The 23,340-nt window shown below is 57.4% G+C and carries 15 protein-coding genes and 1 tRNA gene; 13 read left to right on the top strand and 3 right to left on the bottom strand.

The window, feature by feature from the left end; translation table 11 throughout:
• Positions 1 to 144 precede the first annotated feature (144 nt).
• The 6 genes from murA to Q0K10_RS04790 all read left to right on the top strand — a co-directional run bounded on the left by murA (position 145) and on the right by Q0K10_RS04790 (position 8,477).
• Entirely contained in the window at positions 145 to 1,425 is a 1,281-nt protein-coding gene (murA, locus tag Q0K10_RS04815; RefSeq protein WP_294503939.1) for a UDP-N-acetylglucosamine 1-carboxyvinyltransferase, read from the top strand.
• A gap of 108 nt (positions 1,426 to 1,533) precedes the next feature.
• Positions 1,534 to 2,943 (top strand): ADP-ribosylglycohydrolase family protein, encoded by a 1,410-nt coding sequence (locus tag Q0K10_RS04810; protein ID WP_294503937.1) that lies wholly within the window; start codon positions 1,534 to 1,536, stop codon positions 2,941 to 2,943.
• A gap of 68 nt (positions 2,944 to 3,011) precedes the next feature.
• On the top strand, positions 3,012 to 3,824 hold the full coding sequence (locus Q0K10_RS04805; protein WP_294503934.1) for a hypothetical protein: 813 nt from the start codon (positions 3,012 to 3,014) through the stop codon (positions 3,822 to 3,824).
• Between the two features lie 262 nt (positions 3,825 to 4,086).
• Entirely contained in the window at positions 4,087 to 5,169 is a 1,083-nt protein-coding gene (locus Q0K10_RS04800; RefSeq protein ID WP_294503931.1) for a type I restriction endonuclease, read from the top strand.
• A 410-nt stretch (positions 5,170 to 5,579) separates the two neighbouring features.
• Positions 5,580 to 5,945 carry a DUF2089 domain-containing protein gene (locus Q0K10_RS04795; RefSeq protein ID WP_294503928.1) on the top strand — a complete coding sequence of 122 codons (366 nt, stop codon included), beginning with the start codon at positions 5,580 to 5,582 and terminating at the stop codon, positions 5,943 to 5,945.
• 21 nt (positions 5,946 to 5,966) lie between these two features.
• Positions 5,967 to 8,477 (top strand): hypothetical protein, encoded by a 2,511-nt coding sequence (locus Q0K10_RS04790; RefSeq protein ID WP_294503926.1) that lies wholly within the window; start codon positions 5,967 to 5,969, stop codon positions 8,475 to 8,477.
• 60 nt (positions 8,478 to 8,537) lie between these two features.
• Here the strand turns inward: Q0K10_RS04790 and Q0K10_RS04785 are convergent.
• Positions 8,538 to 8,611: transfer RNA gene (locus Q0K10_RS04785), tRNA-Gly, on the bottom strand.
• Positions 8,612 to 8,676: 65 nt separating this feature from the next.
• Here Q0K10_RS04785 and Q0K10_RS04780 point away from each other — a divergent pair.
• Both Q0K10_RS04780 and Q0K10_RS04775 read left to right on the top strand, forming a co-directional pair.
• Positions 8,677 to 9,063, top strand: a complete 387-nt coding sequence (locus Q0K10_RS04780) for a hypothetical protein (protein WP_294479613.1) — start codon at positions 8,677 to 8,679, stop codon at positions 9,061 to 9,063.
• Positions 9,064 to 9,067: 4 nt separating this feature from the next.
• Positions 9,068 to 10,369, top strand: coding sequence for a GNAT family N-acetyltransferase (locus tag Q0K10_RS04775; protein WP_294503923.1), 1,302 nt, complete (start codon positions 9,068 to 9,070; stop codon positions 10,367 to 10,369).
• Positions 10,370 to 10,401: 32 nt separating this feature from the next.
• On the opposite strand, the gene Q0K10_RS04770 is transcribed toward Q0K10_RS04775, so the two are convergent.
• Positions 10,402 to 11,241 (bottom strand): AraC family transcriptional regulator, encoded by an 840-nt coding sequence (locus Q0K10_RS04770; protein WP_294503919.1) that lies wholly within the window; start codon positions 11,239 to 11,241, stop codon positions 10,402 to 10,404.
• Positions 11,242 to 11,376: 135 nt separating this feature from the next.
• Between Q0K10_RS04770 and Q0K10_RS04765 the strand changes: the two genes are divergently transcribed.
• The 5 genes from Q0K10_RS04765 (at position 11,377) to Q0K10_RS04745 (ending at position 19,684) form a co-directional block, all read left to right on the top strand.
• On the top strand, positions 11,377 to 12,117 hold the full coding sequence (locus Q0K10_RS04765; RefSeq protein WP_294503918.1) for a prepilin-type N-terminal cleavage/methylation domain-containing protein: 741 nt from the start codon (positions 11,377 to 11,379) through the stop codon (positions 12,115 to 12,117).
• 14 nt (positions 12,118 to 12,131) lie between these two features.
• Positions 12,132 to 15,464, top strand: coding sequence for a hypothetical protein (locus Q0K10_RS04760; RefSeq protein WP_294503916.1), 3,333 nt, complete (start codon positions 12,132 to 12,134; stop codon positions 15,462 to 15,464).
• 283 nt (positions 15,465 to 15,747) lie between these two features.
• On the top strand, positions 15,748 to 16,851 hold the full coding sequence (locus Q0K10_RS04755; protein ID WP_294503912.1) for a substrate-binding domain-containing protein: 1,104 nt from the start codon (positions 15,748 to 15,750) through the stop codon (positions 16,849 to 16,851).
• 75 nt (positions 16,852 to 16,926) lie between these two features.
• Positions 16,927 to 17,700 carry a type II secretion system protein gene (locus Q0K10_RS04750; protein ID WP_294503911.1) on the top strand — a complete coding sequence of 258 codons (774 nt, stop codon included), beginning with the start codon at positions 16,927 to 16,929 and terminating at the stop codon, positions 17,698 to 17,700.
• A 25-nt stretch (positions 17,701 to 17,725) separates the two neighbouring features.
• Positions 17,726 to 19,684, top strand: coding sequence for a glycosyl hydrolase family 28-related protein (locus tag Q0K10_RS04745; protein WP_294503910.1), 1,959 nt, complete (start codon positions 17,726 to 17,728; stop codon positions 19,682 to 19,684).
• A 14-nt stretch (positions 19,685 to 19,698) separates the two neighbouring features.
• Here Q0K10_RS04745 and dnaE read toward each other — a convergent pair whose 3' ends face one another.
• Complete coding sequence (gene dnaE / locus Q0K10_RS04740; protein WP_294503908.1) at positions 19,699 to 23,262, bottom strand: DNA polymerase III subunit alpha; 3,564 nt, start codon at positions 23,260 to 23,262, stop codon at positions 19,699 to 19,701.
• Between the last annotated feature and the right edge of the window lie 78 nt (positions 23,263 to 23,340).

Below are 23,340 nucleotides of genomic sequence, written 5' to 3'. Positions count from 1 at the left end.
CATGGTTAAAATTTTCGGCACTCCTTAACATACAACCATCCTGATTGTTTTCAAGTTCCATATGAAAAAAATTATTCCACCGGGCTTGAAATCGCCGTTTCCGGCGTTATACTTCCTCATGAACTTCAGGGGGAACAGAAATCTATGCAGAGCTTGAAAGTCGAAGGCTCCGCCCCGATCGGCGGAAAGGTGAAAATCAGCGGCAACAAAAACGCGGCGCTGCCGATGATCGCGGCGCTTCTGCTCACCGACCAGGAAACGACCCTGCACAATGTGCCGGACATCCTCGACGTGCGGACGATGCTCGACATCGCCGGGGAACTTGGTGCGGAATTCACGTTTGAAAACAACACGCTGGTCTTCCGCTGTCCGAAAATCCGCACGACGAAGATCTCTCGTGAACTCTGCTCCCGGAACCGCACGAGCATCCTTTTCGCCGCGCCGCTGCTGGCGCGCTGCGGTCAGGCGGAACTTCATCCGCCGGGCGGAGATGTGATCGGCCGCCGCCGTCTTGACGGCCACTTCTACGGACTGTGCAAACTCGGCGCAACGATGACCGGGGACGCGACCTACCGCTTCGACGCGCCGGAGGGACTCGCAGGACGGGAACTCTTCCTCGACGAAGCGAGCGTCACCGCGACCGAACAGATTCTCATCGCCGCCGCGACCGCGCGCGGACGCACCACGCTCTACAACGCAGCGGGGGAACCGCATGTCCGCGACCTGGCCGAAATGCTCAACGCGATGGGAGCGAAGATCAGCGGCGCCGGCAGCAATACCATCGAAATCGACGGAGTCGAAAAACTTCACGGCTGCACCCACACGATCGTCGGCGACCACATCGAAGCGGGCAGTTTCCTCGCGCTCGGCGCGGCGACCGGCGGGGAGATCACAGTCGAGGGAACGCATCTGCGCCACTACTGGATGCTGCGACGCGTCTTTGAGCGGCTCGGGCTGCGGATGGAACTCCGGCCGGATCACATCTTCCTGCCGGGGGGGCAGGATCCGCAGATCGAATGCGATTTCGGCGGCCACATTCCGCAGATCTCCGACGGGCCGTGGCCGCAGTATCCCTCCGACATGATGAGCTGCACGATCGTCGCGGCGACGCAGTGTCGCGGCAGCGTGATGTTTTTCGAAAAGATGTTCGAAAGCCGCATCTACTTTGCGGACCGTCTCATCAGCATGGGGGCGAATGCGATCGTCTGCGATCCGCACCGCGTGGTCGTCACCGGCCGCGCGCAGCTGCACGGAGTCACGATGTCGAGTCCGGACATCCGCGCCGGAATGGCGATGGTCATCGCCGCGCTCTGCGCACGCGGAGAAAGCACGATCAACTCCGCGGAAGTGATCTATCGCGGCTATGAGAACCTCGTCGAAAAACTCTCCGCCCTCGGAGCGAAGATCCGGGAAGTGAAAGGCTGATCCCCCGGGAAAATTTTCATTTTTTCCCGGTTCCGGAGTTGCAAAACCGGAATTTCCGCTGTAAGGTAAACATGTTATCTCTCTTCATCAAAAATACGGAGAACGGATATGGACGAACAGCTTTACAGGAAGAAGGTGCTGGGCTGCTGGCTCGGCAAGGCGGTCGGCGGAACCCTGGGGGCGCCGGTGGAAGGATGGGACGGGCCGCACCATCTGGAGTTTTACGATCCGGTTCCGCAGACGATGGTTCCGAACGACGACCTCGACCTTCAGGTGGTCTGGGCGATGACGATCGCGGGGAATCCGCGGCCGGTGGTCAACAGCCGCGTGCTTGCGGAGGCGTGGCTGAAGAACGTCGGCTTTCCGTGGGATGAGTACGCGGTGGCGATCCGCAATTTGAAGAACGGAATCGAGCCGCCGTTTTCGGGCAGTTACGACAACTGGTTCGTCGACGGGATGGGGTGCGCGATCCGTTCGGAAATCTGGGCGTGCCTCGCGCCGGGCGATCCGGAACGCGCCGCGAAACTCGCATACGAGGATGCGTGCGTCGACCACGCCGGGGACGGCATGTGGGCGGAGGTGTTCCTGGCGGCGATGGAGTCCGCCGCATTCGTCGAGAACGACGTGCGCAAAATCATCGAGATCGGCAAGGCGCAGATTCCGGCGGACTCGAAGCTCCGGATCGGCATCGAGGACGCGATCCGCTGGTTCGACGAAAAACCCGAATTCGATTACCTCTTCCGGGAGATCATGACAAAATACAAAAGCGACAACTTCACGGATGTGAAGGTGAATTTTCCGATCATGGTCGCGGGTCTGCTGCTTGGGAAAGGCGATTTCAGCAAGTCGATCTGCGACGCGGTGAATTTCGGCGAGGACACCGACTGCACGGGTGCAACCGTCGGCGCGATTCTCGGAATCATGAACCCCGATGGAATTCCGGAAAAGTGGCTCGCACCGATCGGCCGGAGCATGGTGCTGAGTCCGGGAATCCGGGGGATCACGCCGCCGCCGACCATCGACGCATTTTCGGATCTGATCTGCGAGATGAGCAAACGCATTGTGCTCGAACCGTGCCCGGCGACAAGTTTCAAACCGCGCCCGGTTCATGCGCGCGCGGTGGTGCGTCCGCCGCGCAGTCAGGCCGAGCCGGAGCAGGAGGTTGTGTTCGACGGAACCTTCGCCGAATGGCCGGAGGAGCTGCCGGAAAAACACGAACTTGTGCTGGATTTCCGTTTCAAAATCGATCAGCCCGGCCGCTATGTCGTGATGTTCAACACGAAGTCGCAGGTGATCGTCGAAATCGACGGAGTCCTCGCGTTCCGGCGCGCGCCGGGCGACATGGCGCCCTCGTTCCACCGCGCACCGTGGAATCAGGAAGTGACGATGGATTTCGCCGCCGGGGAGCACACGCTCCGCGCCACGATTCAGCGCGTTGCGCCGGGTACGCGCCCGAACTGGGTGGTCGGCGTCGCTTACGGTGACACGCTGCAATGGGTTCCGGACGCGATGCTGTAAAAGCCATCCATCCCATGTTCCCGACGCCGCGCCGTTCGCCTGAACGGAGCGGCGTTTTTCCGTAGAGCGTGGAATCAGAACCGGTCGTCATCCCCCGGCCGGTTTCGCCGGAGAAAACACCTTTCCTCGTGCAGCTCGGCAAAAAACAAACAGGTGAAGTCACGTCCCGCAATAAATTCAACGCTCCTCATCCAGAAAGGAGATTCCTGCTGCGAGAGCTCGCATTTTCCCTGCCAGATTCCATTCTTCTGTTCTGCGTCGAACGTATAATGCGGCATCCAATCTTCCTGAAAGAAGTTCGTGTATCGGGAAAGAGTCGTCGTGATGTGTTCCCGAATCCGCTTTTCATCAGCAAAGTCGTTCTCTATCCCGGTCAGACAGAAAACAAACGAGGAACCGGTGTCCCACGACCAGGATTCCGGCAGAGTATTGTTGCGAACAAGCAGAATATCGGATATCCACGAAAACACGTGCCCCCCGTCCGGCATTCTGTTCTCGAACAAAAAGACATCCGGCAACGCGATGATTTCCGTTCTCAAATTTTCATTGATGACTTGTTTTTTTACGATAATGTTGATCCATTGGAAGAAATGATCGACCGCATACGCGGGAATTTCGCCCACCGGTTTTGTCCGGGCTGGATCTTTTTTTTGTTTAATGGAAACGATGGAATAAGCGGGAATCGTCAGCGGCCTCGTATTCACCGGATAAACGAAGGTTCTGTTGCGGCCGATTTGCACCAGAAACTCCGACAGACTGAGAATATCACCGTCCGCCGCCATGCAGAACAAGCCCGCCATCAAGGCGAGAAAAAGCAGAAAGGTTTTCATTGCACATCTCTCTCCGATAGGGCAATTTTTATGGAAAAACCTCTGGGATAATATAATCCATCGCCGGTCAATTGCAAGTTCGCAAACCGAAATCGCCCGCCTTCGCTTGGAATTGCAGAAATTCACATCTGGTTTACCTGATAACATTTTACCAAGAGGTTTTCAATCCCCACTCACTAAAGAACGTTTTCCTCGCCACACCCCGGCGAAGAAGAAAAACGGGAAATTAAGCATTCATTGCTTGACTTCTACGGAAAATACTGCTATAATTCTGCATATGGAAATCACCTTGTCGGGGGAAAGGAAAATTGCCATGAAAGACGCGCTCAAGAAAATTGCGGAACGCATCGAGAAGACGTTCGATCGAATCGAAACGGAAGAAGCGACCAAAAATGCGTTCGTGATGCCCTTCATCCAGCTTCTCGGATATGACATTTTCGATCCGGAAGAGGTCATCCCGGAATTCACCGCCGACCTCGGTATCAAAAAAGGAGAAAAGGTCGACTATGCGATTTTTCATGATGGAGAGCCGGCGATCCTGATCGAATGCAAATCCTGCCACTGTGAACTCTGTGTCGACAATGAGAGCCAGCTGTTCCGGTATTTTCATGCGACCCGCGCCCGCTTCGGAGTGTTGACCAACGGCATCGTCTACAAATTCTTCACCGACCTCGACGAAGCGAATAAGATGGATACCAGACCCTTCCTCGAAATCAACCTCCGGGAACTCGACAAAATCGACTTCGGCGAACTCGTCAAATTCTCGAAAAGCAACTTCGACGAAGCGAGCATCCGGAACCGCGCCGATGTGCTGAAATGCGCAACCTCGATACGCAACGTGCTCAAGGAGGAACTGGCCAATCCCTCCGAGGAGTTCGTCCGCATGGTGTTCCGGAAAATGGATTGCGGCGGCAGCTCCTTCACGGAGAAGGTCCGGGAGAAAATCACACCGCTGGTCAAGTCGGCCATCGACACGATCATCAACGACCAAGTCAAATCCCATCTGAACAACGCGCTGAACACTACGGAGGCCAAATCCGAGGAAATCGCCGCCGCCGCGGCGCCTCCCGCCGAGGAAAGCTCCGGCGGAATCACGACAACGCAGGATGAGGTCGATGCACACAATATTATCCGGGCCATTCTCTGCCAGACCATTCCGGTGGAGGACGTTGCCATGCGGGACGCCAAGAGTTACTGCGCCATTCTCTACCAGAACAACAACCGCAAACCGATCTGCCGCCTTTATTTCAACAATCCGGAACGCAAGTCCATCGGCTTGTTCGATGGAAACGCGGAGGAAAAAATCGCGATCCAGACCACGGCCGAACTGTACCAGTTCGCAGATCGACTGAAAAACACGGTTTTCGGATACATGCAGCTGAAGCACGAAGCATGATCTGAATCTCCCGGTTTTTTTCTTCATCAGCCATCATTGCTGTCGTACCTCCGGCTTGGCGGTACGCTTTTTCTGAACAAAAAAAGTATTTTTTTAAAAAAAGCAAACAAAATATCAGTAATCACTTGACTTTATCAAAAAGAAGCGTTATTTTTGAAACAAAGCACCATTCAGATGCAATTTTCCAGAGGATTTTATTTCCATCACGAGGGAAAGTGCTCGGAGTTGCCTGGAGGAGGCAATTATGAAGCCCGCCCGGGTCGTCGCAAGATGATCCGGGCGGTGTCTTTTTTCCTCTCTGTTTCACCGGCCGAAATATAAATAAAATTTATTTTTATTTCAATTTTATTTATTTCAATCTTGATTTTATTGAAAAATGTGGTATCATTAATTCCGGAAAGGGGTGAAAAATGGCACGGGATCACTTTTCGCATATCTGTCAGAACTGCGGCGGAGAGCTCACCGTCGAAAAACTCTGCTGCCGGAACTGCGGCGTGGCGCTTGAGGGGAAGATCGAACTGCCCCGGCTCGCACGACTGAACGCGGAAGAACGGGAATTCATCGAACTCTTCGTTCTGTCAGCCGGTTCGCTCAAGGAGGTAGGGAAGATTCTGCACCTCTCCTATCCGACTGTCCGGGCGCGGCTGGACCGGGTCATCGCGAGCCTTCAGGAACTCGATCGAGACCGCCGCGACGCGCGCATGCAGATCATCGCCAGGGTCGAACGCGGCGAAATCAGTGCGGAACAGGCCGCCGAACAGCTTGCCTTCATCTGAAAATTATCAGGAGACAATCACATGGCTGAACTCATTCTGACCGCGTTGCGCTGGAATCTGCTGACGGTCTGGCTCCCGGTCGCAATCGTTGCGGCGTCTGCTGCGTGTACCGTGATCCTGATCCGGCGCGATCGTTACCGGCGCAGACTTGCACTCGTCCCCTCCCCCGAGACGGAGCAGATTCGCCGCCTTGTCGAAAACGGCGCAATTGACTCCGGGGCTGCGGAAAAATTGCTCGCAGAGTGTGATGCCCTGCCGGAAGTGCGCGAACGTTCACCGCTGCCGGATCTGCCGCTGAAGCTGGTCTCCGCCTTCGGCCGCATTTACAGCGTCATGAAAATCGTGATGCTCGCGGGAGTGGCGGCGACCTTCGCGGCAATCCGGCTTTATGCGGGAACCCGGAAAGACGGCGGGAATTATGAGTTCAACGGGGAACATCTGCCTCTTCTGCTTGCGGGAACTGCGCTGGTGCTGGTTCTGGCGATCTGCGAATACATCGCAGCCGTCCGGATTCTGCACGGCAGCATCAAAGCCCGCAACTTTCTGATTTTCAGCTGGATGATCAATTTTCTGCTGATCCGGGCGATGCTTTCCCCGTTTGACTCTTCATTCTACTGGGCGCTGACGGCAGGCTGCGGAGTGTATACCTTGTACGTGCTGCTCTTCCGTCGCGACGCACGCAGAAAAATCTCCGCAGAAGGCGGCGAAACCGGGCGCGGCGGAAAAATCGCCGTCGGACTCCTCGCGGCCGCCGCGCTGGCGGCCGGGCTCACGCTCTTTTCGGCGCAGTCGAGCCACGTGTACGAAAACTCCGCGACAATGGTGAATTTCAGAAGCAACGACCACGGCCCGCTCCATATCGAAGTCGAAAACATGATCCTGATTCCGGGCTCTCCGGACGGGGAAACCGCCGAACTGTGCGAACTGCTGGCCGAAGCGTTCCAAGCGAATTCCGGCCCGCTGTGCGAAATCCGGCGTTTCGGAGAGCCGGTTCCCGTCGACAATCTGCTGCAAAAGCTGCCGGTGGTCGTCACCCGCGTGGAGTATCTGCCGCCCGAACCCGTTCGCGGCTTCCGGAAAATCCTGATCCGCAACCTCTGCCCGGAAGCGGCAGCGGCGAACGATCTCTTTGAGTCGTTCACCGGGAAGATGAAACTGTTCCGCTGTTTCCGGATCGAAACCGCAATGGGAATTCACTCCGTCTCCTTTTTATGGAAAGGGATCTCCCTCACGGAAAACCCACTTAACTTCTCCGGGACTTTCCTCGCCGCAACCACCAATCCGGAGGGGAAGCGGAAATCGCTCGAACGCATCGCCGCCCTCGCGGCGAAACAGTGGAACGGAATTCTGGAAAAGCGGCGCAACAAGCCCGTTGCGAGACTTCCGGAAATTCCGGTGGACGAGACGACCCCGCTCCTTCTCGACCTCGACCTCTCCGCCTTTCCGGGAGCCGCACCGCTCTACACCGGGCGCGGGAAATACATCAACACCGTCGCGCTCTACCGGTTCGATCCGCCACGCACTCCGGAAGAACGGCAGAAACTTGTCCGCGCTCTCGAGTCGCAGGGATTCCGCCGCGATTCCGGCAACGGCTTCGGCGGCATCGTCCGATTCGAGAAAAATGCCCCGTCCGTCACCTTGACGCTCCGTTTCCCGGAAAGGCAGCAGATGTTCGAGGAACTCAACTGCCGTCTGCCTTACGGGGAACTGCTTTACTTCCGGTGGAAACATTCAGAAGCGGAAGCCGATCTCGAATTTCTGAGAAAGTTCGCCGCCGCCGACCCGCGCGCTTTCGCACTGATGGGCGGGTTGCGATACCTCCCCGCCGCCGAACGGCGCGAAATCTTCACAAAGGTACTGCGCGACACCCCGCCCGACCGGGCGGAAAAGCTCATCATCTGGCAGTACTTCCTGGGGATCGATGAGCCGCTTGAGCCGGAAGCCGAACGATTCTTCCGCTCCCTCGCGGAAGAGGTTCTCGATGATTTCGCCGCCCCTGATTTTCTCAGCGAAGTCGGAACTCTGCTCGACAGCACCGAGAAAATGCCGGAGAAACAGGCGTTTCTGCTCGAACGGCTCGCACCGATCCGGGAACGGATCAAGCTGCCCACGCCCCCCGGGGAGAACGGCATCGTCGCAGCGAAACACCGTATCCGCCGCACGCCCCTGCTTCCCTCCCGGCTGCTGCTTGAGATCGAAATTCCGGGCAAACCGCTGCTGCGGATCGCGGCGGGCCTGACCGAGATGCCGGATGGGAACCTGAAGGCGGAAGTGGCCGGAATGAGCTCAAGTGGAATTTCGCGGCAGGAACTCTCCAGCCATTCGTTCCAGTCGAGTTACGTCTGTCTCGGCGCGAGGAGCGGCTGGCATAAATTCGGCTCTTCGCATGGGAGAAGGTTCGACAACATTCAGAATTCGTCCCTTTCCTCGGGCGTGCCTCCGGAATCGGGCAAACTCAACGTCCAGCTGCAATTCGACGAAACCGCTTCCGAATACATGATCGGCATCGCCTGGAATCCGGAAAAAAAGTGAGTTCCCCTTGCAATCCGCCGTTCAAACGTGTATACTAAAGGCATGACGAAGGCAAAAAAATGGAGCGGGTGACCGGAGTCGAACCGGCGTCGCCAGCTTGGGAAGCTGGAGCATGACCGTTTTGCTACACCCGCAATCCGAAGTATGAGATAGAATATAACCGCTTTTTACGGAAATGCAAATCGAAAAAGGAACAAGTATGAAAATTTTCTCCCGCTTTCTTCTTGCCGGAGCCGCCTGCGCGCTTCTTGCCGGCTGCGCGACCAAACGTCTCCCCTCCGAAGACCTCGAGGTTCCGAAGCTCTTTCCGGAGGAGATCGCGATTCTGAAAAATCCCGACCTCTCCCCGAACAGCAAGGAGAAGTACGACGCGATCAAAAGTCTCATCCGGAAGGTCGACTTCACCTTTACGCGGGAGGCGAAAACCATCAACGATCTGCTCTACTACGGCGACGGCGTGCCGGATGCGACCGACCGCCCCGACCGTACCATCACCTTCAACTATCAGTACGGCGACCACTATGTCCGACTGGTCTTTGCGCTCTACATGACTGTTGTACTGCGTGCGGATGTGATCGAAAAGTAAGCTGATGACCGATTCCGCCGATACTGACTTCATGCTCCTTGCCCTGAATTGCGCACGGGAGGCCGCAGCCGCGGGGGAGACTCCGGTCGGCGCGGTCGCCGTCGTCGCAGGGAGAGCGGTCGCCCGCGCCCGCAACCGGGTCGAGGAGAAACAAAGCTCCTCCGCCCATGCCGAACTCGAACTGCTGCGGGAGCTTGAAACGCTCCGCGGAGACTGGCGCATGGAGGATGTGACCGTCTATGTGACCAAGGAACCGTGTCCGATGTGTGCGGGTGCGCTTGTGAATGCCCGCGTGCGCCGGATCGTCTACGGTGTTGCCGATCCCCGCTTCGGCGGCTGTTCCGTATTCGGGATCCCCGGTCATCCCGGAGCCCTGTTCCATCCGCAAGTTACCGGCGGGGTCTGTGCGGAAGCGGCGGCGGCGCTGCTTGCTGGCTTTTTCCGTGAAGCACGCGCGAAACACAAACAGCGGCCCGTCCAGATGCGGAATCACTACGACCCGGAATTTGCCGCAGCCCAGAAGGTTCTGCTGCGCGAAGTGTTCGACTTCGATCTCGACTTCTGGTTCCGGCTCGGAATGTGGAACGAAAAATACGAGAGTTACGCCCTCTTTGACGGTCCGCGCATGATTGCACATGCCGGGCTTTCGCGCCTGAATCTCCGCGTGGGCGGCAAAGAGCTCCGCGCGATTCAACTCAACGGCATCGCCTGCACTCCGCCCGAACGCGGGAAAGGGCATGTGCGGAGACTGCTCGACGGAATTCTGCGCCGTTATTCCGGGACGCCGGTTTTCCTCTTTGCAAACGGGAATGTGCTCGATTTCTATCCGAAATTCGGTTTCGAACCGAGAACGATGCACTTGCCGGTCGCGGACGTTGCGGTCGACAATCCAGAATGCCGTCCCGTCAAGGCCGCGCCGGATGAACTGCGGGAACTCGCCTCGATCCGGCGGCTGCCCTCCTCGATCTTCTCAGTCAACAACGACTTCGAACTCCGCTGCTTTCACCTGTACGGGGATTTCGCCGACCGGCTCTATCGCCTCGCGCCCGGAATTGCGATCGCGGCGGAGGCATGCGGAGATACGCTGAAACTGCACGAACTCCTCGCCGACCGGCCCGTCCGCTGGGAGAAACTCGCATCATTGCTGCCGTTCACCGGAATCCGGCGTGTGGAGTTCGGCTTCTGTCCCGACCGGCTTGGAATCGACTTCCGCTGGGAGGTATCCTCCGTCCCCTGGCACCTCTTCATACGCGGCGACTGGCCCCTCCCCGGGCACTTTCTCATCCCCGAATTCGACCGCACCTGACTCCGGCGGAAGGTCCCCCCCCCATTCCGAATTCACCGGTTTCGGGCGGCCACTTCAAAGATCTGCTGGCGAAACTCCCGGGGGGAGACTCCGCTTTCCCGCTTGAAAAAATGGGAAAAATAATACTCGTCGTTGAAGTTCAACCGCCGGGCAATTTCCTTGATCGACAGTTTTGACTCGCGCAACAGCAGCGCAGCCCGAAGCTGCAGCTGATGCGAAAGGTATTTCTTCAAGGTGATGCCGGTATCCTGCGAAAAGGAACGCGACAACGTGCTGCGATGCATTCCCGCGACTTCCGCCAGTTCGTCAATGGTGATTTTCGCATGAATGTTCCGCTCAATATAATCCAGCATCTTGCGATACCGCGAAGTAATGGCGTTCTGAAACGTTATCAGGTTGCGGGGAAGAAAATCCGCCGTGATCTGAAAAAGCATCCCCTTGATCTTGCACGCCCGCTGAATTCCGTCAACCGGAAGACTGCTGATCCGGTCCAACTCCCGGATGATCTCGGGAGCCATTCTCCGCTCCATATGCGCAAAACTCAGAAAGATCTCGGAAAACGGAAGCAGCTGCAGATTGTAATGGAATGCGTAAAAACAGGTTCCGTGCCGGAAGTGGAACGAAACCGGAACTCCCGCACTGAAGAAAAAGAGACTCCCCGGCTCCATCGGCAACTCGCCGCCGAACATCGGTGACCCCACGGTGGAAACCGGCCCGGTCGAAGAATAAACCGCAAAAATTCGATTGAATGCGTAAGTATTTACGGAACAGCGGTCAAAATCCGCCCGGGAATATTCATAGAGTTTCACAGAAAGCAGATTCGCGTAGTCGGTCTCCTGGGAAAAGAGATACGGATCATCCAAGAAATTCATAAAATCGCAAGTTTTTTAACTGTTTTCACATTGTTCTAATCGTGTTTTTCCTGTATAATATACATGTTGTTGCAAATTTGCAAATACAATGAGAAAACAAACTCGCAAAAACAGCCGGGGAAGGAGCGGAAGATCATGATAACTCTTTTTCACAACCGAAAACTGCCGCATTCAAATTTTACATTGATTGAATTGCTGGTTGTAATTGCGATTATTGCGATCCTTGCGGCAATGCTGCTCCCGGCACTGAACCAGTCGCGGGAACGGGCCAAAAGCATCTCATGCACGAACAATCTGAAGCAGTGCGGCCTCTTTTTCGACATGTACGCCAACGATTCCGACGACTATTACCCGGCGCCGATCCAATCCGGAAAGAGCTGGGCATGGTATATTTCCGACTTCGCCGGTGAAAAGAATACGAACAAGGAGTACGATAAACGGTATCAACTGCTGCGCTGTCCCTCCATGCCGGTCATGCCGGAGTCGGAATCCGGAGTGTCCATATCGGCGCAGGTTTACGGTATGAACGTCTGCATCCTGGAAGCATGGGCGGCGCAACTGGCGATCAAGCGTTCCCGGATTCAGGCGGCTCTGAACACCAACCGGCCCTATATCGCCCGGGGATCGCTGGAAAACACCATTCTGCTGGTCGACAGTATCTATTCCGGCAGCAGCGCCACCAAGTCCGGGAAAGACCAGATTCAGAATTTCGCTCTTCCACGGGAGGACTGCAGCATCATTCTGCGCCATCAGAACCGATGCAACATGCTCAATCTCAGCGGTTCGGTGAAAAGCATGTCTTACAACGACCTGCGCCGACAGCTGCAATGGGGAAGCAACTACATCCGCGATATGAACGGAATCAAAATACTGTAAAGGATGGATCGTTTATGAAAAAAATCAGTTGCGTCTGGATGCTTGCCTTTGCCGGGATGTTATTTCATGCGCAGGCTCTGGAGATGGATTCGAACGGATGCATTCAGGCTGATTCGCTCCGTTTTTCGGTCAGTTGCGTCACTCCCGGCTGGAAACAGACCGTTTCCCAGAGCAGCCTGCCCGGGCAGGTGACGAAAGATTCCGGTGCGACGGAATACCGCTGCGAAACCCGCTTCCCGCTTCCGGATCAGGCGGAAGGGATTCTGCAGGAAACATTTCGGCGAAAATCGGAAACCGAATGGGATCTTCAGGCGGAACTGAATTTCCCCCGCCCGGTTCAAACAGCCCGGGTCATGCTCGAAGCAACGCTGCCGAACGCCTTGTTCGACGGCGAAACGCTGCAGGTCAACAGCAGCGCCGTTCAACTGCCGGAGAATGCGTCCAGAAGCGGGAAAATTCTTCTGTACCGGGGAAAAGCGACCGAACTGATCATTCCGCTGAAGGAGAGCCTGCTGCGTTTCCGAGGGGATTTCGAACTGCACCTGCAGGATAACAGCAAATGGAAGTTTCCCGGTTATTCGCTCCGCATTCTGTTTACGCCGTCCGAAGGGGAACTGCAACAGGCCCGCCTGTCGCTGATCATCTCGCAAATCCCCTACCGGAGCAAGCCGCTGGACCTGCGGGCCGGATTCAACCGGGAATTTCGCGATCAGCAGGCGGAAGACGGCGTCGGCGGCTGGACCGATCAGGGAGCAGAGAACGATCTCAGGCTGCTTCCGACCGGAAAACAGAGGTTCGACGGAATCGAATTTTCCATCGTCGACCCGAAAGAGAACAATCGCAAAACCTGCCTGGTGCTGGGCGGCAATCGTCCCGGCCACTCCGGACCGGTGGAGATCGAACAGCCTGAACAACCTTCCGGAAAATACCTTTCTCTGCTCCACGCGCTCGCATGGCCGGAGAAAAAACCGATCGGAACCGTTCAGATTTCCTACACCGACGGAACATCGACCCGGATCACGGTCTGCGGCGGAAGGGATGTCGACAACTGGTGGATGCCGCAGAATTGTCCGAACGGCACGGTGGCATGGACAGGGGAAAATCCCAGTTCTCTGGTGGGCCTGTACCGCTCGAGCTTTCCGATCGACTCCAAACCGGTTCAAAGCCTGAGCTTTGAAGCTCTGGGGCGGTCGGTCTGGGGGATTGTCGCGGCATCTCTCCACGATGCGTGCCCGCCGCGCGGCAAAGACATCCCGGTGTTCATCACCGAAGGGACGGAGTGGAAACCGATCCTCTACAAACGAGACGTTCTGCCAGGCTCCGTTCTCGATTTCTCGAATACCCTCGATGCGCCCGCGGGGAAATACGGACCGATCATGGTCCGCAACGGGAAATTCGTATTCCGGGACCGTCCGGATGAACCGATCCGCTTCTACGGAACGAATCTGGGAGGCAACGCGCTGTTCCTCGACAAGAAACAGGCGGAGAAGATCGCCGACCGGATCGCGGCGGCAGGATACAATGCCGTCCGAATCCACAACCACGATCATCTGCTCGTGCGGCATGAGAACGGAACCTCCACCGTTCTCGACCCGGACCGGCTGGACCGGCTGGAATATTTCATTGCCTGCCTCAAGGAGAGAGGAATCTACATTTCCACGGACCTCTACGTCGTCCGGCAGACGGAACCGGGGGAAATTCCGGAGTTCCCGGGAAAACAGTTTCAACTCGGCGGCTACAAGGCGCTGGTCTGCGTTCTGAAATCCGCCCGCGAAAATCTGAAAGAGTTCTCCCGGGCGTGGCTCACGCATGTCAATCCCTACACGGGCCTCGCGTTGAAAGACGATCCGGTTCTCTTCTCGCTCTCCCTCATCAATGAAAACGACGTATATCGCACCTGGACCCATGCTCCGGAAAGCGTCGCATTGTATCGGAAACTGTTCGCAGAATGGCTGAAAGAACACTCGCTGCCGGAAAGTCCCGCTTCAGCGGACAATCCGGTCTATGCCGACTTCCTCACGGAAATCTATGAGGAATCCTACCGTGATCTGGAGCAATTTGTGCGAGAGCTCGGAGTAACGATCCCGCTCAACGACCAAAATGCAACCACAGCCCTGCGCACGACGGTTCTGCGGGCGGCATACGACTATGTGGATATTCACAAATACTGGGATCATCCGGTCTATGTGGGAGTCAACCGCTGGAATCCCCCTTCCCGGCTGCGAAATCAGTCCGTGATCCGGAGCGAAGCGGAATCCCCCGCGCGGCTGATGCTGTCGCGTCTGCTCGACCGGCCGATGATGGTGACCGAGTTCGACTTCCCCGCGCCGAATCGTTTCCGGGCCGAGGGACCGGTTTTGACCGGAGCATATGCCGCACTGCAGGATTGGGACGGACTCTTTCACTTCGTCTACACCCATCATCCCCGGCAGCTGGAAGGGGAAACAACCGGGGAAGGCGACTTCTTCGCTTCGGCGCAGGATCCGGTCAAATATCTTTCCCAGCTGATCGGAATCCGTCTTTTCCTGGACCGCGGGGTGCGACCAGCTCCGATCTGTCTAGCCCTCCTGCTGGATGCGAATGGGCACGCGCCGTTTTCGGCGATGCCGGCCGGAGATCTTATCAGGCTCGGGTTGCTCGTCAGAATCGGCTCCCTGGTCGTGCCTCCCGGAACGGCTCCGGATGCGTCGCGGTATGCGGGCTGGCTGAAACTGGCGGGGGCCTCCCCGGCCGCATTTCCGAAAACTCTCCCGACCTTCCCCATTGGCGGAGAACAATCGTTCGGCGTACTGGATTCGATGGCCCGGGCCGGAGTGATCTCCGGCAACCTGTTCGATTTGGATCGGAAACGGTATCGCTCCGCCACCGGTCAGATCGAACTGAATGCAGAAAAAGGCACGTTCCGGGTCGTCTCGCCGACCTGTGAAGCGGTGATCCTGCCCGCTGAAAGTACAGGCCGGGGTGATTTTCTTCAGGTACGGAACCACGTCGGGCGCGGCGTCTTCGCGGCAATCTCCACTACCGGAACGCCGCTGGATCAATCCGATCGAATCCTGCTGCTCCACCTGACCGATACGCAGGTTGAAAAATTGAAGTTCGGAAACGCCGCCGGAACCCGCCTGGAACAATTCAGCAAAGGCCGTTTCCTCGCAGAACGGGGAGAAGCGGAAATCGAGTGCGGCGTGTCCTCCGACGCGGAATTCGAACTCTATCGCGTCGATTCCTCCGGCAGACGTCTGGGAAAAGTTCCGTTCTCCCGTTCCGGAAAAGGAACGATCCGATTCCCCGCCCGGGTCTTTTCGCCGGACGGGTCCGGTTTCCTGTACGAACTGTCCAGACGCAAATAGCCGTTCTGCCTGCCGCCTCCGACCGGCCCCAATCGACCGGCGGAGGCATTTTTTGTTTCATCGCCTTTTCGATCGTCCGGCGACTGATCCGAATCAGCCCGAACCCGTCTCCCGCCCCCCTCTGCGTCTTCCCTTCGGCAATGTATCGATACGGCGGGAGCTTCCTGCCGGAACGGCATGAAAAAAAATTTTTGAAAAAAATCTTTGACACCTCTTGGCAAATAGATCGCAGTCTGCTATAATATATAGCAAGATAAGATATTTTATAAAGGCAGGAGCGAGAATGGAAAAGAGGACGTACGGCGGAAAAACGGCGGGAATCCGGGAGCAGCTGCTGCGCCAGATTGAGCTCGGGAATTTTCCGCGCGGCTCGGTACTCCCATCCGAACGCGAATTGACGGAGCAGCTGAATGCAAGCTACATGACCGTCCGCAAAGCCATCGGCACCCTAGTGGCGGAAAAGTATCTGGAGCGGATTCCGAGAGTGGGCACCTTTGTTTCACACACGATTCCGGGGCACAAGGTGCAGCGGCAGCTCGGGATCGTGGTTCCGGCCTGGACGGCACCGGAGAATTCCGATTTCGTGATGTACGCCAGCGAAACCGCGGAACATGAAGGGTGGCTGCCGAAGATGGTGTCGATCCGGCACTGGGAGGACCGGGCGCTGCTGGACGCCTGGACTAATTTCGACGCTCTTGTCTGCTTTGCCCCGCAGCCGATCACGCAGATGCCGTCCGAGCTGCTCAAAAAGCTTCAGAAAAACGAAAAACCGGTTGTATTCATCGGCATCCCCGCCCACTACTTCGGGCTTGACGCCGTTTGCGGTTCCATGGAAGTCGAATTTCGGATCATCCTCGACAAACTCGCGGAAGCGGGACACACCCGCATCGCCCTTGTTGAACAGTGTTCGCTTATGAACGACCAGCAGAGCGTCGATGTCCCGACTTTTCACTCCGTCTGGAAACAGCGGATCACGGAAACCATCGGGGCCGCTGCCGTCGACCCCCTGTCGATTCTCGTGGAAACGCCGCGGTTTGAACTCCCTCACCGGACAATCTACGAGAAACTCAAGTCGATCGGCACGCACCCTCCCTTTACGGCAATCATCACACGCGTTCCGTTTCTCTCGGGAGTCATGGCGGCCTTCTCGGATCTTGGTCTGCGCGTCCCGGAGGATGTTTCCGTCGTCGCCATCGGAGACCGGCAGGAACTGGAATTCTACCGGCCGGAACCCACCTACCTGAAGGTATCGCTGCGCGACCACGCAATCCGGGCCTTCGAACTGATTCGAGCGCGGCTCGCCAATCCGGAACTCCCGGCGCAGTACGCCATGGTCTCTCCGGAATTCATCGAAGGAAAAACCATGAAAAAATTGAAAGAAAAATGATTTTCCCGGTGCCCGAACCAACGATCCAGACACCATAACCCCCACAATAATCATCAACCCCAGAGGAAAGTGACTATGGAGATGAAATGCAATGCCGTCCCCCGCAAAGCCGCACCCTTTATGATGCGTCACTTCACATTGATTGAACTTCTGGTCGTTATAGCGATCATCGCGATTCTCGCATCGATGCTGCTGCCGGCGCTGAATCAGGCGCGGGAACGGGGAAAGAGCATCTCCTGCCTTTCAAACCAGAAGCAGTTCGGGCTTTCGGAAATGCTCTACGCGAACGACTACAACGACTTCTGGACGATTCCCTACTATGACGCCGCCTACGGATACGCCTCCAATCCCGCCAACGCCTCCCACTGGGCGACGGCGCTGGTCCGTCTGAACTACTTGACCTCTCCGGCAAAAGCGGGCAAAAACGTTCTCATTCACTGCCCGTCGGCGCCGCAGCATGACGGGAACGACTATTTGCACTACACCTTCAATATCGGAGCGATCGATGTTTCGACCATGGCGGCATACAAGGTGGCCCCGCGTCCGGGAAAATTACGGGCGCCGTCACGCGCGATGGCAATTTCCGACGCCTATCATCCGGTGATCGACTACTATCTGAATCCCTCCACCTACGGGCAGTCCGTCTGGTGGCGCTGGGAGAATCCGATGCCTGCGCATGTAAAAAGCGAGTGGAGATTCCACCACGTCAACGGCAACAACATGCTCTTCATGGACGGCCATGCCACTCTTATCAATACCGTCATGCTTGCCCAGGGCCAGTCTCCGTCCATTCAAGAGGTGGTCATCTACTGGCAGGGTACGCAGGATAAGCACTGGAATGTACAGTAACCATCCACCCCGAAGGAATCTCAATATGATGTCGAAAAGGATACTCGCCGGCTTCGGCGCGCTTCTGGCCGGAGCTCTCTTCGCCGCGGACCCGTCACTCTCCGATCTCAACTGCAGACGGGACGATCTGCTCTCACGGACGACCCTCGAAACAATCGCCGCAACCGATCCGCTGCTCGGCGAGTGGCTGGCGGCTCAGAAAAAGATTCTCACGAATCTGGAACGGGCGATCGAACGGGATGCCGAACAAACGGCAAGTCTGAAGGCCGACTATGATTATCTGCTCACCCGCCTCGCGGAAGAGATCGAGTTTGCCCGGAACACTCCCGTGATCGACGAAAGCAGACACTACAACGTCAGGGATTTCGGAGCCAGAGGAGACGGCTCGGCCGATGATGGGGAAGCGCTCCGCAAGGCAATCGCAGCCGCAGCGGCCGACACCACCGGCAGACGCACCGTGTTTCTGCCGCGCGGACGATATCTCATACGGTGCGTCGGCCCGGAAACCGGCAACGTGAAGCTCGACAATCTGAAAAATCTCCGCCTCGTCGGGGAACACGGCACGGAAATTCTGCTGCCCGGCCCCCTTGATGTGGCGATCCGCATTCTCAACTGCGACAACGTCGGCGTGAAGAATCTCACCTTGACTTATCGGAAAGTCCCCTACACAACCGGCGTCATCACAGGATTTCCGGCCGACGACACCATTCGCGTCGTAATTGATCCGGGCATGACCGCTCCGACCGAACCGATGTTCCGGGAGGCGCAGACCCGGGGTCTCATGCGGGTCTACTCTCCGGAACGGATTCCCGGTTCCCTGCGCCCCGCGCGCAGTTCCGTCGCCCCGCATCAGGGTGCGCCGACCGTAACCCGGATCGACGACAACACGTTTGACTTCAAACTCAATTCGTTCACTCCGACCGCGAAGCACTACACCATCGGCAGCCGCATTGCGTTCTACGCCAGAACTTATGGGAATCACACCATCAACAACGCCAATTCCAGCCGAACCCGTCTCGAAAACATCACGATAAACACCTCTTCGGCGATGGCGATTCTGAACAACTCGGCTGAAAGGCCGTTCGTTGTGAACTGTAAAGTGGAAGCGCTGCCGGGCAGTTTCGTCTCCACTTCGGCCGACGGAATCTACATGCGCAACATCAGCCTCGGCGGACTCGTGAAGGGGAATGAGATCCGGCACGTCGGCGATGACTTCATGAACATCCACTCCTACGTGCATCCCGCGGCAAAAACGGATGGCAAAACCATTTACGTGAACTCGTCTGATTGGGATCCCCGCACTCTGGCCGCGGGCCGTCGTCTCGGGCTCATCCGCGCCTCCGCCGGAGAAACCGGCGTAGAAAAAGAAGCGCGCATTCTCTCGGTCGAACCGGAAGGCCGACTTCTGAAAGTGACCATCGACACACCGTTCGGACCGTTCGAAACACTGGAAACGACCCGGGACATTCCGGATATGCTGATGCTGCCGGACAACCAGAGCCACGGGCTGGTCATCACCGGGAACCGGTTTGAGGACGGCGTTTCACGCTTCCTCGCCGGAGGACGCAACTGGCTCTTTGTGGACAATGTCGTGATCGATTCGCTCTCGCACCCGTTTTTCATGAACATCCGTCCGGAAGCGGTCGGCCGCAACGGATTCGAATTCGTCGCGCCCCGCAACATCGAGATCTCCGGCAACCGCTTCCAGACGGAAGCGAAGACTCTGTTCCGAATCGGCGCCGGCGCGGCCGCTCCCGGGAAAAGCGCTCCGACCGCCTCGCATATCCGGATCATCGACAACGAAATCGACATCGTCGGAAGCTCCGATCTGCCGCTCATTGAGATGGAAGGATCGGCCTATTTGACCGTTTCCGGAAACGACGTCGACGCCGTGCTGCCGCAAAGCGGCGGATTCGTCCGGCAGCAGAAGAGCTACCAGGTGTCGATCCCCCGGAATCATCTCTCCGGCAATCTCGGCAGATGATCGTTTCCCCGCAACTAGCGGGCGGAAGCCGCGGAAGATTCCTTTTCGCGGTCGCGATTCCAGGCACGGCGCGTCGGCGGCGTGTAGGGAATTGCCTTCAATCTCCAGTGGCCCGGCGTCAAAAGCCGGTCGAGTTCATCGAGCAGCGCCTTCGTCACCGTGATCCGGTCTCGGCGCGCCTCGATGAACGTCACGGAGTCATCCACCCCGACCAGGCAGAGCACGACCATCGCCTTGCCCGGCATCCGGAAACACGCCTCGGATACCTTGCCGAGAACACCCGGCTCAAGTTTATCCGCGTACAAGTGGATGTGCAGCTCCTCGGTCAATTCGTTCGGCGCCTCCGCCAGCGGCATGACTTTCTCGACGATGACCCGCGGCTTTTCCGCCTCGTCACGCTTGCTGACCGTCACCGTTGCGAGCACCGGCAACCCCGGTTCAAGCGTCACCCCCTGCTGCGACAGATCATTCAACGCGCGCTCGTAGAGCATGCACTCCACCGACGAGTCCAGATCCTCCAGAAGCATAACCCCGAACGGCTTACCGCTCTTCTTGCTGAATTTGCTCGTAAAACTGCCGACCATACCGGCGATCCGGATCTGTGAATTGTCCGGAAGTTTTTCAATGCGCCGGATCGGGCAGCTCGAATAGGTCTTCACCAGTTCGGCGTACGGATCGAGCGGATGCCCGGTCACGTAAAATCCGAGCAGCTCCTTCTCACTGCGCAGAATCTCCTCGCGGTCGAACTCCGGAATGTCCGGAATCGGCACCGAACAGACTTCGTCCGCTCCGTCATCCGCTCCGAGCAGATCGAAGAGGGATCCCTGCCCCGCCGCCCTGTCCTTCGCACGGCTTGCGGCGAAACTCATCATCGGCTCGGCCACCATCAGAATCTGACTGCGCCGCAGCCCGAGCGTGTCGAGAGCGCCCGCCCTGGTCAGATGTTCCAGCATGCGTGAATTCACGTCGGTGCCGCACCGTTCACAGAAGTCGAGGAAGCTCTCGAATTTTCCATCCGTCTCACGGCTCGAGATGATCTTTGAAGCCGCCACTTCGCCGACTCCTTTGATCGCCCCGAGTCCGAAGCGGATGCAGCCGGAGTCCACCGAAAAACTGATCTCGGACGAATTCACGTCCGGAGGCAGCACCTTGATCCCCATCTCCCGGCACGCGTTGATCAGAAACGCGATCTGATCGGCCGACTCAAGTTCGCTCGTGAGCACCGCGGCCATGAACTCCACCGGGTAGTTCGCCTTCAAATACGCCGTCTGATAACAGACGAATCCGTAGGCCGCAGAGTGCGACTTGTTGAAACCGTATCCCGCAAACAACTTGATCTTCTCCCAGATCTGATCCGCGAGCGCCTCATCGATGTTGTTCGTCTCCTTGCACCCCTTGAAGAACTTCTCCTTCTGCTTGGCGAGAACGTCGACCTTCTTCTTGCCGATCGCCCGGCGCAGAATGTCCGCACCGCCGAGCGTGAAGCCGGCGAGCACCTGCACAACCTGCATGATCTGCTCCTGATAGAGCATGATTCCGTAGGTCTCCTTGAGGCATGCCTCCATGAGCGGATGGTCGTAGATGATCTCCGCCTCGCCTTTCTTGCGCGCGATGAAGTCCGGGATGAACTGCATCGGCCCGGGGCGGTAGATCGCCAGTAGCGCGATGATGTGTTCGAGCGTCTCCACTCCGAACGACCGGCAGAGATTCTGCATGCCGCCGGATTCAAGCTGGAACACCGCGACCGTATCGCCGCGCCGGAGCATTTCAAAGGTTTTCGGATCGTCGAGCGGGATCTTCATCATGTCGATGTCGATTCCGTGATTCTTTTTGATCATGTCGAGCGCGTTCTTGATGATCGTAAGCGTGCGCAGCCCGAGGAAGTCCATCTTCAAGAGCCCCTGCTCCTCGCACGGGTGCGCCGGGAACGGCACGACCATGCTGTCCGACGCGCTCCGGGCCAGCGGCACAAGGTTGTCGAGCCGCTGGTCGCCGATGATGACTCCGGCGGCGTGAATCCCGGTCTGCCGGTTCAGCCCCTCAAGCACCTTCGCAAACTTGAACACCTGCGCGACCTCCGGATCACTCTCGATGAGTGCGGCGAGCTCCTTCGACTGCTCGACCGCCTTGTCAAGCGTCATCTTCGGATCCTCCGGAATCAGTTTGGTCAGCCGGTTGCCGAACTCGAAATCATGCCCGAGAACGCGCGCGACGTCTTTCACAACCGCCTTCGCCTTCAGCAGTCCGTAGGTGCAGATCTGCGCGACGCTGTCGAAGCCGTATTTCTGCCGGACGTAGTCGATCACTTCACCGCGCCGCTTTTCGCAGAAGTCGATGTCGAAATCCGGCGGGCTCACGCGCTCCGGGTTCAGAAACCGTTCGAAGAAGAGGTGGAACCGCAACGGGTCGATGTCCGTGATCCGCGTCAGGTACGCCACAAGCGAACCGGCGCCGGAACCGCGCCCCGGACCGACCGGAATCCCCTCCCCCTTCGCGTGCCGGATGAAGTCCGACACCACGAAGAAATAACTGATGAACCCGGTCTTTTCAATGACGCCGAGTTCATACTCCATGCGGTCTAGAATCTCCTTCTGCTTCGCATCCGGCTCAGTGATCTTGCGCGGATCGAATCCGTAGCGATACTCCATGTTGTCGAAGCAGACTTCGCGCAGATCGTTCTTATCCGCCAGCCGCCCGTCCGGCATGTAGAATTTCGGGTAGTGGTTGACCTCCGGGACGTAGTGGAATTTCATGCTGCAGCGCTCCGCGATGAGCCGGGTGTTCGTCACGGCCTCCGGAACCTCGCGGAACAGCTCCTTCATCTCCTGTTCGCTCTTGAAATAGTAGTCCGGCCCGGAAAACTTGAAGTGTTTCTCGGCGAGCCGCGCCCCGGTCTGAATGCAGAGCATGATCTCGTGTGCCTCGGCGTCTTCCTTGCGCATGTAGTGGACGTCATTGGTCGCGATCATCCGGAGGTTGTTGCGGCGGGCGAGGTCGATCAGGAAGCGGTTGCACCGCTTCTCATCCTCCATATAGTGATCCATCAGCTCGATGAAGAAATGATCCGGCCCGAAGATGTCGAGATATTCATGCATCGCCTGCTCGGCGCGTTTCTCGTTCCCCTGCAGGAAATACTGGGAGATCTCGCTGCCGATGCAGGCGCTCGAACAGATCAGCCCCTCATGGTACTGCCGCAGCAGCTCCTTGTCGATCCGCGGCTTGTAGTGAAATCCATCCTTGTTGGCCGCCGACATCATCTTGCAGAGATTGTGATACCCCTGCTCGTTCTCGCAGAGCAGAATCAAATGAAATCCGCCGCGGTTGAACGGCTTGTTCGAATCGAAATCGCGTCGGTCACCCGGAGCGACGTACGCTTCAACCCCGACGATCGGATTGATCCCGGCGCCCGAAAGCACCTGATGGAACTCCTCCACGCCGCCCATGTAGCCGTGGTCGGTGATCGCCATCGCATTCATGTCGTTCTCCTTTGCGAGATCGACCAGCCCCTTGACGGTACAGGCTCCATCGAGCAGACTGTAGTGGGTGTGAAGATGCAGATGAACGAAATCCGACGGCATAGAAAAAATCCCTCCCTGTGAGAACCTGAGTGCAATGAGATAAAATACTCCCGCGGGACGTTTTTCTCAACCCCGGCC

The organism is uncultured Victivallis sp. (genome assembly GCF_944391105.1).
Classification (GTDB): Bacteria; Verrucomicrobiota; Lentisphaeria; order Victivallales; family Victivallaceae; genus Victivallis.
Note: the sequence above shows the minus strand (reverse complement) of the source record. Positions and strands in the feature narration are given on the sequence as shown.

Bases quoted from the DNA above. Each gene is read 5' to 3' on its own strand.
- dnaE (WP_294503908.1), bottom strand. From the start codon at position 23,262: ATGCCGTCGGATTTCGTTCATCTGCATCTTCACACCCACTACAGTCTG.
- Q0K10_RS04795 (WP_294503928.1), top strand. From the start codon at position 5,580: ATGGCACGGGATCACTTTTCGCATATCTGTCAGAACTGCGGCGGAGAG.
- Q0K10_RS04790 (WP_294503926.1), top strand. From the start codon at position 5,967: ATGGCTGAACTCATTCTGACCGCGTTGCGCTGGAATCTGCTGACGGTC.
- Q0K10_RS04745 (WP_294503910.1), top strand. From the start codon at position 17,726: ATGATGTCGAAAAGGATACTCGCCGGCTTCGGCGCGCTTCTGGCCGGA.
- Q0K10_RS04750 (WP_294503911.1), top strand. From the start codon at position 16,927: ATGGAGATGAAATGCAATGCCGTCCCCCGCAAAGCCGCACCCTTTATG.
- murA (WP_294503939.1), top strand. From the start codon at position 145: ATGCAGAGCTTGAAAGTCGAAGGCTCCGCCCCGATCGGCGGAAAGGTG.
- Q0K10_RS04770 (WP_294503919.1), bottom strand. From the start codon at position 11,241: ATGAATTTCTTGGATGATCCGTATCTCTTTTCCCAGGAGACCGACTAC.
- Q0K10_RS04800 (WP_294503931.1), top strand. From the start codon at position 4,087: ATGAAAGACGCGCTCAAGAAAATTGCGGAACGCATCGAGAAGACGTTC.
- Q0K10_RS04765 (WP_294503918.1), top strand. From the start codon at position 11,377: ATGATAACTCTTTTTCACAACCGAAAACTGCCGCATTCAAATTTTACA.
- Q0K10_RS04760 (WP_294503916.1), top strand. From the start codon at position 12,132: ATGAAAAAAATCAGTTGCGTCTGGATGCTTGCCTTTGCCGGGATGTTA.
- Q0K10_RS04755 (WP_294503912.1), top strand. From the start codon at position 15,748: ATGGAAAAGAGGACGTACGGCGGAAAAACGGCGGGAATCCGGGAGCAG.
- Q0K10_RS04810 (WP_294503937.1), top strand. From the start codon at position 1,534: ATGGACGAACAGCTTTACAGGAAGAAGGTGCTGGGCTGCTGGCTCGGC.
- Q0K10_RS04780 (WP_294479613.1), top strand. From the start codon at position 8,677: ATGAAAATTTTCTCCCGCTTTCTTCTTGCCGGAGCCGCCTGCGCGCTT.
- Q0K10_RS04775 (WP_294503923.1), top strand. From the start codon at position 9,068: ATGACCGATTCCGCCGATACTGACTTCATGCTCCTTGCCCTGAATTGC.